The organism is Streptomyces sp. NPDC056347 (assembly GCF_042262625.1).
Taxonomy (GTDB): Bacteria; Actinomycetota; Actinomycetes; order Streptomycetales; family Streptomycetaceae; genus Streptomyces.
This window is the reverse complement of sequence record NZ_JBHJQP010000094.1, coordinates 18,352-30,683: the sequence shown is the minus strand read 5'-3', so window position 1 is coordinate 30,683 and position 12,332 is coordinate 18,352. Positions and strand designations below refer to the sequence as shown.

General features: G+C 72.4%; 10 protein-coding genes. 1 reads left to right on the top strand and 9 read right to left on the bottom strand.

What is annotated here, in order from left to right:
* Positions 1-46: 46 nt before the first annotated feature.
* The 9 genes from gatB to ACFCV8_RS21670 all read right to left on the bottom strand — a co-directional run bounded on the left by gatB (position 47) and on the right by ACFCV8_RS21670 (position 11,339).
* Positions 47-1,555 carry an Asp-tRNA(Asn)/Glu-tRNA(Gln) amidotransferase subunit GatB gene (gatB, locus tag ACFCV8_RS21710; protein ID WP_376687037.1) on the bottom strand — a complete coding sequence of 503 codons (1,509 nt, stop codon included), beginning with the start codon at positions 1,553-1,555 and terminating at the stop codon, positions 47-49.
* Between the two features lie 15 nt (positions 1,556-1,570).
* A complete protein-coding gene (locus ACFCV8_RS21705; RefSeq protein WP_376687036.1) occupies positions 1,571-1,810 on the bottom strand; it encodes a hypothetical protein in 240 nt (79 codons plus the stop codon).
* The gene (gene gatA / locus ACFCV8_RS21700; RefSeq protein ID WP_376687035.1) at positions 1,807-3,309 is read right to left on the bottom strand and encodes an Asp-tRNA(Asn)/Glu-tRNA(Gln) amidotransferase subunit GatA; all 1,503 of its coding nucleotides are present in this window, start codon (positions 3,307-3,309) and stop codon (positions 1,807-1,809) included. Before gatA ends, ACFCV8_RS21705 begins: the two co-directional genes overlap by 4 nt.
* Before the next feature lie 5 nt (positions 3,310-3,314).
* Positions 3,315-3,611 (bottom strand): Asp-tRNA(Asn)/Glu-tRNA(Gln) amidotransferase subunit GatC, encoded by a 297-nt coding sequence (gene gatC / locus ACFCV8_RS21695; protein WP_015036350.1) that lies wholly within the window; start codon positions 3,609-3,611, stop codon positions 3,315-3,317.
* Positions 3,612-4,165: 554 nt separating this feature from the next.
* The gene (locus ACFCV8_RS21690) at positions 4,166-6,361 is read right to left on the bottom strand and encodes a putative bifunctional diguanylate cyclase/phosphodiesterase (protein WP_376687034.1); all 2,196 of its coding nucleotides are present in this window, start codon (positions 6,359-6,361) and stop codon (positions 4,166-4,168) included.
* A 387-nt stretch (positions 6,362-6,748) separates the two neighbouring features.
* Positions 6,749-8,941 (bottom strand): NAD-dependent DNA ligase LigA, encoded by a 2,193-nt coding sequence (gene ligA, locus ACFCV8_RS21685; RefSeq protein WP_376687033.1) that lies wholly within the window; start codon positions 8,939-8,941, stop codon positions 6,749-6,751.
* 30 nt (positions 8,942-8,971) lie between these two features.
* Positions 8,972-9,997: a methionine synthase gene (locus tag ACFCV8_RS21680; RefSeq protein WP_376687032.1), complete on the bottom strand. Its 1,026-nt coding sequence runs from the start codon at positions 9,995-9,997 to the stop codon at positions 8,972-8,974.
* An 83-nt stretch (positions 9,998-10,080) separates the two neighbouring features.
* Positions 10,081-10,770 carry an SDR family oxidoreductase gene (locus ACFCV8_RS21675; protein ID WP_376687031.1) on the bottom strand — a complete coding sequence of 230 codons (690 nt, stop codon included), beginning with the start codon at positions 10,768-10,770 and terminating at the stop codon, positions 10,081-10,083.
* Between the two features lie 29 nt (positions 10,771-10,799).
* Positions 10,800-11,339, bottom strand: a complete 540-nt coding sequence (locus ACFCV8_RS21670) for a TIGR00730 family Rossman fold protein (RefSeq protein ID WP_376687030.1) — start codon at positions 11,337-11,339, stop codon at positions 10,800-10,802.
* Between the two features lie 158 nt (positions 11,340-11,497).
* Here ACFCV8_RS21670 and ACFCV8_RS21665 point away from each other — a divergent pair, with 158 nt between their 5' ends.
* Positions 11,498-12,298 carry an alpha/beta fold hydrolase gene (locus tag ACFCV8_RS21665; protein WP_376687029.1) on the top strand — a complete coding sequence of 267 codons (801 nt, stop codon included), beginning with the start codon at positions 11,498-11,500 and terminating at the stop codon, positions 12,296-12,298.
* The last annotated feature ends 34 nt before the right edge of the window (positions 12,299-12,332 follow it).

Below are 12,332 nucleotides of genomic sequence, written 5' to 3'. Positions count from 1 at the left end.
ACTTCGCGGGTGCGCCGCCCCTCGGGGACGTGCGGGTGGTGCGGGGTCAGCCCTCGACGCCGAGCTTCTCCAGGATCAGCTCGCGCACCCGGGCCGCGTCGGCCTGGCCGCGGGTGGCCTTCATGACCGCGCCGACGAGCGCGCCGGCCGCCGCGACCTTGCCGCCGCGGATCTTGTCCGCGATGGCGGCGTTGCCCGCGATGGCCTCGTCGACGGCCGTGGAGAGCGCGCCCTCGTCGGAGACGACCTTCAGGCCGCGCTTCTCGACGACGGTGTCCGGGTCGCCCTCGCCCGCGAGGACGCCCTCGATGACCTGGCGGGCCAGCTTGTCGTTGAGGTCGCCGGAGGTGACGAGCGCCGCGACCCGGGCGACCTGCGCCGGGGTGATCGGCAGCTCGTCGAGACCGCGGCCGGTCTCGTTGGCGTTACGCGCCAGCTCGCCCATCCACCACTTGCGGGCCTGGTCCGAGGGGGCGCCCGCGTCGGTCGTGGCGACGATCAGGTCGACCGCGCCGGCGTTGAGGATGGACTGCATGTCGTGCTCGGAGACACCCCACTCCTCCTTGAGCCGGGCCCGGCGCAGCCGCGGCAGCTCGGGGAGGCCCTTGCGGAGCTCCTCGACCCACGCGCGGGCCGGGGCGACCGGCACCAGGTCGGGCTCGGGGAAGTAGCGGTAGTCCTCGGCGTTGTCCTTGATGCGGCCGGCCGTGGTGGAGCCGTCCTCCTCGTGGAAGTGCCGGGTCTCCTGCACGATCGTGCCGCCGGAGGACAGCACCGCGGCGTGGCGCTGGATCTCGAAGCGGGCGGCCCGCTCGACGGAACGCAGCGAGTTCACGTTCTTCGTCTCGGAGCGCGTGCCGAAGGTCTCGGTGCCGTTGGGGCGCAGCGACAGGTTGACGTCGCAGCGCATCTGGCCCATCTCCATGCGGGCCTCGGAGACGCCGAGCGCCTTGATGAGCTCGCGCAGCTCGGCGACGTAGGCCTTCGCGACCTCGGGGGCCCGGGCGCCCGCGCCCTCGATCGGCTTGGTGACGATCTCGATGAGCGGGATGCCGGCCCGGTTGTAGTCGAGCAGCGAGTGGGACGCGCCGTGGATACGGCCGGTGGCACCGCCGACGTGCGTCGACTTGCCGGTGTCCTCCTCCATGTGGGCGCGCTCGATGTGGACGCGGAAGATCTCCCCGTCCTCCAGCTGGACGTCCAGATAGCCGTCGTAGGCGATCGGCTCGTCGTACTGGGAGGTCTGGAAGTTCTTCGGCATGTCCGGATAGAAGTAGTTCTTCCGGGCGAAGCGGCACCACTCGGCGATCTCGCAGTTCAGCGCGAGGCCGATCTTGATCGCGGATTCGACGCCGATCTCGTTGACGACCGGCAGTGCGCCGGGCAGGCCGAGGCAGACCGGGCAGGTCTGGGAGTTGGCGTCCTGCTTCAGCTCGGTGGAGCAGCCGCAGAACATCTTGGTCTTGGTGCCGAGCTCGACATGGACCTCCAGGCCCATGACGGGGTCGTAGGACGCGAGCGCGTCCTCGTACGACACCAGGTCGGTGACAGTCACGGTGAAACTTCCCTCTCAGCCCAGCAGTACGTCGTCGTCGCCGAGGCGCTTGAGCTCGCGCAGCAGCAGGGCGACACCGGTGGCGATGGCGGCGGCGGAGACGACGGCGTCGACCAGCCGGAGCGTGTCGTGCTCGAAGCGCGCCTGCTTGGCCTGCTTGAACACGCCGACCGCCCCGAAGGCGGTGGTGCCGATGGACAGGTACGTACCGGCCTTGGACTTCTTGAAGCCCTTGGCCTTGGTCAGTGCGCTCACAACGACGGAGCCTCCTCCAGCAGCGGGTGACCCCACTTTTCCACGAAGGCGGCCTCGACGGCGGCTCCGACCTTGTAGAGCCGGTCGTCCTTCATGGCGGGGGCGATGATCTGCAGCCCGACCGGCAGTCCGTCCTCGGGGGCCAGACCGCAGGGCAGCGACATGGCGGCGTTGCCCGCGAGGTTGGTCGGGATGGTGCACAGGTCCGCGAGGTACATCGCCATCGGGTCGTCGGCGCGCTCGCCGATCGGGAAGGCGGTGGTGGGCGTCGTCGGCGAGACGATGACGTCCACCTGCTCGAAGGCCTTCTCGAAGTCCTGCGTGATGAGCGTGCGGACCTTCTGGGCGGAGCCGTAGTACGCGTCGTAGTAGCCGGAGCTGAGCGCGTACGTGCCGAGGATGACGCGGCGCTTGACCTCGTCGCCGAAACCGGCCTCGCGGGTGAGCGCGGTGACCTCCTCGGCGGACTTCGTGCCGTCGTCGCCGACCCGCATGCCGTAGCGCATGGCGTCGAAGCGGGCCAGGTTGGAGGAGCACTCGGACGGGGCGATCAGGTAGTACGCCGAGAGCGCCAGGTCGAAGGAGGGGCAGTCCAGCTCGACGATCGTGGCGCCGAGCGACTTCAGCAGCTCGACCGACTCGTTGAAGCGCTGGACGACACCGGCCTGGTAGCCCTCGCCGGAGAACTGCTTGACGACGCCGACGCGCATGCCCGCGACGCTGCCGTTGCGGGCGGCCTCGACGACCGGCGGTACGGGGGCGTCGATGGACGTGGAGTCCATCGGGTCGTGGCCGCCGATCGCCTCGTGCAGCAGGGCCGCGTCCAGGACGGTACGGGCGCAGGGTCCGCCCTGGTCCAGGGAGCTGGAGAAGGCCACCATGCCGTAGCGGGAGACGCCGCCGTAGGTGGGCTTGACGCCGACGGTGCCCGTGACGGCGGCGGGCTGGCGGATCGAGCCGCCGGTGTCCGTGCCGATGGCGAGCGGGGCCTCGTACGACGCGAGCGCGGCCGAGGAGCCGCCGCCGGAGCCGCCGGGGATGCGGGTGAGGTCCCAGGGGTTGCCGGTCGGGCCGTAGGCGCTGTTCTCGGTGGAGGACCCCATGGCGAACTCGTCCATGTTGGTCTTGCCGAGGATGATGACGTCGGCGGCCTTCAGGCGCTGGGTGAGGGTCGCGTCGTACGGCGGGACCCAGCCCTCGAGGATCTTGGAGCCGACGGTGGTCGGCATGTCCTTCGTGGTGAAGATGTCCTTCAGCGCGAGCGGGACACCGGCCAGCGGGCCGAGCTTCTCACCGGCCGCCCGCTTCGCGTCGACGGCGCGGGCCTGCGCGAGGGCGCCCTCGCGGTCGACGTGGAGGAAGGCGTGGACCTTCTCGTCGACCGCGTCGATCCGGGCCAGGTGGGCCTCGGTGACCTGGACGGCGGTGAGCTCGCCGGAGGCGATCTTCCCGGCGATCTCGGCAGCGGTGAGCTTGATGATGGTGCTGTTGTCCGTCATGGTTTCTAGTCCTCCCCCAGGATCTGCGGCACCTTGAAACGCTGCTGCTCCTGGGCCGGGGCGCCGGAGAGCGCCTGCTCGGGGGTGAGCGACGGACGGACCTCGTCCGCGCGCATGACGTTGGTCAGCGGCAGCGGGTGGGAGGTCGGCGGTACGTCTTGGTCGGCGACCTCGGAGACGCGGGCGACCGCGCCGATGATGTCGTCGAGCTGACCGGCGAAGTGATCGAGCTCTTCGCCCTTCAGCTCCAGACGCGCCAGCCGGGCGAGGTGGGCGACCTCCTCGCGCGTGATGCCAGGCATGCAGCGATCCTCAGGGGTTGGTGTGTGGTTCTGGCCGGGACCGACGGCACATTTCCACCGTCCGTCCCGAGGGCGGGCCGCGCGGTGTCCGGTGCGTGCGATCGCAGGGCGCCGGAGCGCCCTCGTGGCGGGGCCACGTGGGCGGTTCGGCGACGCGGCGAGCGTGCGTGCCAGGTGTCGCGCGGCAGGCGGAAATGTGCCACCGACCCCCAATCCTATGGGGTCGCCCGCCACCGGTTCCGCCACCCGGGCGTACGTCCTGGCCGGAGGAGGAATTCCGCCCCCGGGACCCGGGCCCCGGGGCGGTCTCCCGGTACGGGGCGGCTCGCCCGCACCGACCGGGCCGGCGCGAACCGGCCGGGCCGGCGCGGGGCGTCGCGGGTCGGCCCGGAACGCCGCGTACCGGCCCGGTCATCGTGTACCGGCCCGGTCATCGCCGTACCGCCCGCGCTCACCGCCGGACCGGCCCGGAGCGCTGCGGGCCGGTACCGGCCCGTGGTCATCGCACCGCCGGCCGGGGCGCTCCGCGCCGGACAGGGCCGTCGCTCGCCGGCTCAGGTCGTGGCGTGTCCCCGGGGCGTCGCGGGACGCGGGGCCGGGCGGGGGGTGGTGGTCCGGGCGCCGGGGCGCTGTTCCAGCTCCGGTGCGGCACCGGCGGCCGCTGCCGCCGCGGCGGCAGCAGCCGCGGCCGCCAGCTCGGCCGGGCGCCGCCAGCCGTGCCGCCCGCGCGCCCGCAGCCAGGCCGTGGTCTCCTGCGGCGGCATCGCGGCGGCGACCAGCCAGCCCTGCACCGCGTCGCAGCGCAGATCCCGCAGCCGCTCCCAGGTCTCGTCGTCCTCGACCCCCTCCGCGACGACCAGCAGTCCCAGCGAGTGGGCCAGGTCGATCGTGCAGCGGACGATCTCCGCGTCCTCGTTGTCCACGGCGAGCCGGGCCACGAACGAGCGGTCGATCTTCAGCTCGCTGACCGGCAGCCGCCGCAGATGGACGAGCGAGGAGTATCCGGTGCCGAAGTCGTCGAGGGACATCTTCACGCCGTGCCCGGTCAGCCCGGCGAGCGTGTCGGCGGCGCGCTGCGGGTCCTCCAGCAGCACGTGCTCCGTTATCTCCAGCTGGAGGGCCCCGGCCGGGACGCCGTGCCGGGCGAGCCGGGCCGCGACGCCGCCGGCGAAGCCCGGGGTGTGGACGTCGCGCGGGGAGACATTCACCGCGACCGGGACGAACAGGCCCTGGGCCCGCCACCGGGCGACCTGCGCCAGCGCCGTCTCCAGCACGTACTCCGTGAGGTGCGGCATCAGGCCGGACGACTCGGCGATGGCGATGAACTCGTCCGGGGGGACCCGGCCGCGCTCCGGGTGCACCCAGCGCACCAGCGCTTCGAGCCCGGCGACCTGGCCGTCGAAGCGGACCTTCGGCTGGTAGTGCAGCTCGACCTCGCCGGCGTCCAGCGCGCGGCGCAGGTCGCCCAGCAGCCCGAGCCGGTCCGGGGTGTTGCTGTCCCGCTTCGACTCGTAGACCTCGACGCCCGTACGGTCCCGCTTGGCCTGGTACATCGCCACGTCCGCGCGCCTGAGCAGCCCCTCCGCGTCCAGCGCGTGGTCGGGGTGGACGGCGACCCCGGCGCTCGCCTCCAGGACCAGGGTCAGGCCGTCCAGGTCCAGCGGGGAGGACAGCTCCGCGACCAGGTGGCGGGCGACCCGCTGGGCGCTGGTGGTGGAATCGGCGGTCGGCAGGAGCACCGCGAACTCGTCGCCGCCGAGCCGCGCGACCTCCGCGCCCCGGGGCAGCGCGAGCCGGAGCCGTTCCGCTATCTGGAGCAGCAGCCGGTCGCCCGCGAGATGCCCCAGGGTGTCGTTGACCGCGCGGAAACGGTCGAGATCGATCAGAACCAGAGCGGCCCTGGCGCCGACGGACTCGGCTTCCTCCAGGGCCGTCCAGGTGCGCTCCAGCAGCCACTGCCGGTTGGGGAGCCCGGTCAACGGGTCGCGCAACTGCTCCTCGGCACGGGCCCGGGCGATCCAGAGCGCCGAGTCCAGGGCGATCAGCGGAACGGCGAAGAGCGGCAGGAGCACCGGGGTGGCCATCGCGACGACGCAGATCAGCGGTGCGATGGCGACCAGGCCGAGCGCGACCATCCCCTGCCGCAGCAGGGCGGTCCTGGCGATAGTCGGCAGCCCGCCGCCCTGCGGGGTCCGCGCGTACCACAGCAGGACCCGGGTGACCAGGAGATAGGTGGAGGCGGCCAGGAGGACTTCCGGGACGGCGCCGATGCCCCAGTCGAGTGGGTGCCAGGGCGACTCGACGGTCTGCGCCTCGCCGAACACCGCGAGCACCAGCCCCGCCGCGCCGATGCCCAGGATGTCCACCGCGCCGTGCAACAGCCCCTGGTACCAGCGGTGTCTGCGGGCGATGCCGACGAGGACGACCACGACGAGGCTGACCAGACCGGCGGGCACCCAGCCGTAGAGCAGCAGCACGGCCAGGGTCAGGGAGGCGCCGGAACCCGTCCCGCCCCACCAGCGGTCGCGGCCGAGCGCGACGAGATGGCCGACGATGATCCCGGTCAGGACGGCGAGGGCCCAGCCGACCCTGCCGTCGGGGAAGAGCGCACTGCCTTCGCTCACGGTGCGATAGAAACCGGTCGCGATCTGAACAACAGCGATCACGATGAGAACGGCCCCCACTTTGGGTGTGAGGCCGACGAAACCTTGCAGCCGCGACACCGGTGCGGCGCTCTCGGTCGGTTTCATTCCGTCCCTCTCACAGCCGGCGATGCCGATGTCACCTGTTGGTTCCGCTCTCCCGCCACCACGGCCCGGTATCCCACGCCCACGGCCGGGCACGGCGGGTGCACGTCTCAACAGTAGGCCGCGGAAGGTGCTTACGGGCAGCGCTCGGACGCTCTTGCCCGAATGCGAACCGACCGTCCGTCAGCATCTGCTATGCACCGATCGGGTGAACCGGCAACCCCTCGGGACACTCGTCCCGCTCTGCCCCGCCGAGCCCTTGATCCGCCCTTTTGCCCGCCGGCCCTCAGTCGTCGCCCGTCGCCGGCCCCGGACGGCCGGCGGTCACCGCCGGCGGCGCCCCGGAGCCCCTCGCGCCGGTCCCGTGCCGCGCGGCGGTGGGGTTCCGCCCTACTGCGCAGCCTCCTCGGCCGGCACCGCCGCCTCGCGCGCCGCGTCCGGCCCCTGGTCGAGCAGGACGGCGAAGCCGCTCTCGTCCAGTACCGGAACCTTCAGCTGCACGGCCTTCTCGTACTTCGAACCGGGGTTGTCGCCGACGACCACGAAGGAGGTCTTCTTCGAAACGGAACCCGTCACCTTCGCGCCGCGGCTCTGGAGCGCCTCTTTCGCGCCATCCCTGGTGTGTTCGGCCAGTGTGCCCGTGACGACAACGGTGAGTCCTTCGAGCGGGAGCGGCCCCTCGGCCTCGCCCGTGCCCGCGTCCTCCATCCGGACCCCGGCCTCGCGCCACTTGCGCAGGATCTCCCGGTGCCAGTCCTCGGCGAGCCACTGCTTCACCGACGCGGCGATGATGGCCCCGACCCCGTCGGCCTCGACCAGCTCCTGTTCGGTCGCCTCGTCGATCCGGTCCATGGAGCGGAACTGACGGGCCAGCTCCGCGGCGGCGACCGGGCCCACATGGCGGATGGACAGCCCGGTGAGGATCCGGGCGAGCGGCGCCTGCTTGGCCGCGGCGATGGCGTCGAGCATGGCCAGGGCGTTCTTCCGCGGCTCGCCCTGCTGGTTGGCGAAGACCCAGGCGGTCTTCTCCTCCCCGGTCTTCGGATCGCGCTTGGGCAGCCCGCTGTCCTGGTCCAGGACATAGGCCCGGATCGGCAGCAGCTCCTCGATGGTCAGCCCGAACAGGTCGCCCTCGTCGCGCAGCGGCGGCTCGGCGGGCTCCAGCGGCTTGGTGAGCGCCGCGGCGGCGACATAGCCGAAATGGTCGATGTCGAGGCACTTGCGGCTCGCGAGATAGGCGATGCGCTCACGCAACTGGGCGGGGCAGGACCGGGCGTTGGGGCAGCGGACATCGACGTCCGCCTCCTTCATGGGCTTCAGTTCCGTGCCGCACTCCGGGCAGTGCGTCGGCATCACGAACGCCCGCTCGGTGCCGTCGCGCAGATCGACGACCGGGCCGAGGATCTCCGGGATCACGTCACCGGCCTTGCGGAGCACCACCGTGTCCCCGATGAGGACGCCCTTGGCCTTCACCACGTTCTGGTTGTGCAGGGTGGCGAACTCCACCTCCGAGCCCGCCACTTCGACCGGCTCGACCTGGGCGTACGGCGTGACCCGGCCGGTCCGGCCGACGCCGACCCGGATGTTGACGAGCTTGGTGTTGACCTCCTCCGGGGCGTACTTCCAGGCGATCGCCCAGCGCGGGGCGCGCGAGGTGGAGCCGAGCCGCCCCTGGAGCGGGATCTCGTCGAGCTTGACGACCACCCCGTCGATCTCGTGCTCCACCGAGTGCCGGTTCTCACCGAAGTACGCGATGAACTCCCGCACCTCGTCCAGGGAACCGACCACCTTGTTGTGCCTGGCGGTGGGCAGGCCCCACTCGTGGAGCAGCTCGTAGGCGTGCGAGAGGCAGTCGATGTCGAAGCCCTCACGGGCGCCGATGCCGTGCACCACCATGTGCAGCGGGCGGGTGGCGGTGACCTTCGGGTCCTTCTGGCGCAGCGAGCCCGCCGCGGCGTTGCGCGGGTTGGCGAAGGGTTTGTCGCCCGCCTCCAGGAGCCGAGCGTTGAGCCCGTCGAAGGCGTCCATCAGGAAGAAGACCTCGCCGCGGATCTCGACCAGCTCCGGGATCCGGTCGCCCTTCAGCCGGTGCGGGATCTCGGCGATCGTACGGACGTTGGGCGTGATGTCCTCGCCGGTGCGGCCGTCGCCCCGGGTGGCGGCCCGGGTCAGCAGGCCGTGCTCGTAGGTGAGGTTGACCGCCAGGCCGTCGACCTTCAGCTCGCACAGGAAGTGGTAGCCGGTGGTGCCGACGTCCTTGGCGATCCGCTCGCCCCAGGCGGCCAGCTCCGCGTCGTCGAAGGCGTTGTCCAGCGAGAGCATCCGCTCGCGGTGCTCGACGGAGGTGAACTCCGTGCGGTACGGCCCGGCGACCTTCTGGGTCGGCGAATCCGGCGTACGCAGCGAGGGATACGTCTCCTCCAGCGCCTCCAGCTCGCGCAGCAGCCGGTCGAACTCGGCGTCGCTCACGATCGGCTGGTCGTTCACGTAATACCGGAAGCGGTGCTCCTCGACCTGCTCGGCGAGGAGCATGTGCCGCTCCTGGGCCTGTGCGGGCACCGCCGTCTGCTGTTCGCCGGCCATCGTCTCGTCCTCCCGTTACCCGTTGCCCCGTTACTCAGGGTTGTCCGCGAGCGATCTCGCGGCCCGGACGCAGTGGGCGAGCACGGCGCGCGCGTACGCGGGCGAGGCACCCGCCAGCCCGCACGACGGGGTGATGGACACGGACTCCGAAAGAGTCCCCGGATTCAGCCCCAGCCTGCGCCACAGCGTCCTGACCCCCATGACGCTACCGCCCGGGTCGGACAATCCCCCCGAGGCCGGGTCGGTTCCCGGCACCACGCCGAGGAAGAGCCGGGTGCCGCCCTCGACGGCCTCCCCGATCGCCTCCTCCTCACGCTCGGTGAGCAACGAGAAGTCGAAGGAGATGGCACCGGCCCCGGCCCGGCGCAGCAGCGCGAACGGCACCTCGGGGGCGCAGGTGTGCACGGCCGTCGCCCCGTCCCCGGCGGCCGCGAGGACGTCGCGCAGCGTGCCCTCCACGATCTGGCGGTCCACGGCGCGGTAGGTGCGGTAGCCGCTGGCCGTCCTGATCCGCCCGCGCAGCACGGCGGTCAGCGACGGCTCGTCGAGCTGGAGGACCACCCGGGCACCGGGCACCCTGCGCCGCACCTCGGCGAGGTGGGCGCGCAGCCCCTCGGCGAGCGAGCCCGCCAGGTCGCGGCAGGCCCCGGGGTCGCCGAGCGCGGCCTCGCCGCCCCGGAGCTCCAGCGCGGCGGCCAGCGTCCACGGCCCGACGGCCTGGACCTTGAGCGGCCCTTCGTACCCCTGGGTGAACTCCTCCAGCGCGTCGAGGTCCTCGCCGAGCCAGGACCGGGCCCGGCGGGTGTCGCGGCCGGGCCGGTCACCGATCCGCCAGCCGCTGGGCTCGACGTGCCCGTACATGTCGACGAGGAGTCCGACCGTCCGTCCGATCATGTCCGCGCCGGGCCCGCGGGCGGGCAGCTCCGGCAGGTACGGCAGCCCCTCACCGCCCGCGAAGGAACCGGTGACGGTCTTCGCCGCCTCCCGGGCGTCTCCCCCGGGCATGGACCCGATCCCGGTGGCCGGGCAACCGCTGAACTCGCTCTTCTCGCTCACACGGGAAGCCTAAGGGCTGGCCCGCCGGGGGTTGCGGGACAGCCCGCGAAGGTGCCCCGCCCGCCCCGGCGCCCGGCTCGCGGTCAGCGGCCGGGGCGGACCGTCAGGTCGTTGACCTCCGCGTCGCGGGGCAGGTCGACGGCCATCAGGATCGAGGTCGCCACCGACTCGGGGTCGATCCAGCGGGACGCGTCGTACTCCTTGCCCTCCTGCCGGTGGACCTTGGCCTGCATGGGGGTGGCGGTGCGGCCGGGGTAGACGGAGGTCACCCGGACCCCGTTGCCGTGCTCCTCCTGGCGCAGCGCGTCGGCGAGCGCCTTCAGGCCGTGCTTGCTCGCGGCGTACGCGCTCCACTCGGCGTGCGCGGCCAGGCCGGCGCCCGAGTTGACGAAGACCACATGGCCCTGGGCGACGCGCAGCTGGGGCAGCAGGAGCCGGGTCAGCTCGGCGGGCGCGACGAGATTGGCGTTGAGCTGGAGGTGCCAGGCCTTGGGCGTCAGCTCGCCGACCGGCCCCAGCTCCACGACGCCCGCGACATGCAGCAGCGAGTCGACCCGCTCCGGCATCTTCTGGTGCGCGAGCGCCCACGAGAGCCGGTCCGGGTTGGAGAGGTCGCCGACGAGCGTGCGCGCGCCGGGGTGGAGCTCGGCGAGCTCCCTGGCCCGGCCCGCGTCACGGGCGATCAGCACGGTCTCGTCGCCGCGCTCCAGCAGACGGCGGGTGACGGCGGCTCCGATGCCGGATCCGGCGCCGGTGATGACATGAGTGGACATGCTCGTCATGATCGCACCCCGCCGCCCGGTCACCGCAGTCCGGACCACTCCTCCAGATAGGCCAGGGCGCCCACGCCGTCCTTGGCGAAGAACACCAGCTCGGTGAGGGGCAGGGGCAGGAAGCCCTCGTCCTCCATGCGCTGGAACTGCTGGCGCAGCCCGTCGTAGAAGCCCGCCGTGTTGAGCAGGACCACCGGCTTGTCGTGCTTGCCGTGCTTCTTCAGCTCCAGGATCTCGGTCGCCTCGTCGAGCGTCCCGGTGCCGCCCACCATGATCACGACCGCGTCCGCCTTCTCCAGGAGCAGCGCCTTGCGCTCGGCGAGATCGCGGGCGATCACCATCTCGTCCGCGTTGGTGCGCGCCTTCGCGGCGAGGAAGTCGACGGAGACCCCCACCAGTCGTCCGCCCGACTCCTGGACCCCGTCGGCGACGACCTTCATCAGCCCGCTCTCGGAGCCTCCCCAGACGAGGGTGTGTCCGCCTCTGCCGAGCAGCTCGGCGAATTCGCGGGCGGGCCGGGTGTAGCGCTCGTCGAGGTCGGCGGCGGAGAGAAAGACACAGATCTTCATGGGACAACCGTATGCGCCGCCTCCGACAGTCGGTGCCCCCACCGTCCCCGACTGGTCATCAGGACCAGTTCCACGCCTGTGACCTGGTGTTTCACGGAGTCTCAAAAAAACTTGGGCCGGAGCGATGAGTTTTTCGGGGAGCGGCGGTCCACCCTCGTATGGACAAGATTCTCTCCCGCGACGGCACCTTGATCGCGTACCGGCACCGGGGCGAGGGCCCGCCGGTGGTCCTGGTCGGCGGCTCGCTGGGCACGGCGGCGACCGAGGCGCCGCTCGCGCGCCTGCTGGCTCCGCGTTTCCACGTCGTGACGTACGACCGGCGCGGCCGGGGCGCCAGTGGCGACAGCGGCCCCTACGCCAGGGAGCGCGAGATCGAGGACCTCGCGGCGCTCGTCGGCTCGGTCGGCGGCGAGGCCTCGGTGTTCGGTGTCGGGGCCGGTGGGGCGCTCGCCCTGGAGGCGCAGGCCGCCGGGGTCCCGATGGACCTGCTGGCGGTGTACGAGCCGCCGTACACCCCGGGCGCGGCGGGGCTGCGCTACAAGGCGTGCTGCACGTCCCGGCTGCACCAGCTGCTGGGCCGCGGGGACCGCGCGGGGGCCGTCGAGCTGTATCTGTCGGTGACCGGGGTGCCGTCCGACCTGATCGCCCGGATGCGCCGCGCCCCGCTGTGGAACGGCCTGGTCGCGATGGCCCACACCCTGGCGTACGACGACGCGCTGCTGGGTGACGGCTCGATCCCCGCCGAGCGGTTCGCCGCCGTCACCGCGCGCACGCTGGTGATCTGCGGCGGTTCCAGTCCCACCCCGGCGCGGCTGTCCACCCGCGCCCTGGCCGACGCACTGCCCCGCGCCCGGCACCGCACCCTGACCGGCCAGACCCGCGACCTGGCGCCGCAGGCGGTGGCCCCGGTCCTGGCGGAGTTCTTCACGGAGGACGTGTACGCCCGCCGGGCCTCCTGAGAAACGCGGCTCCGCCGCCGCGCGCTCCCGCCCG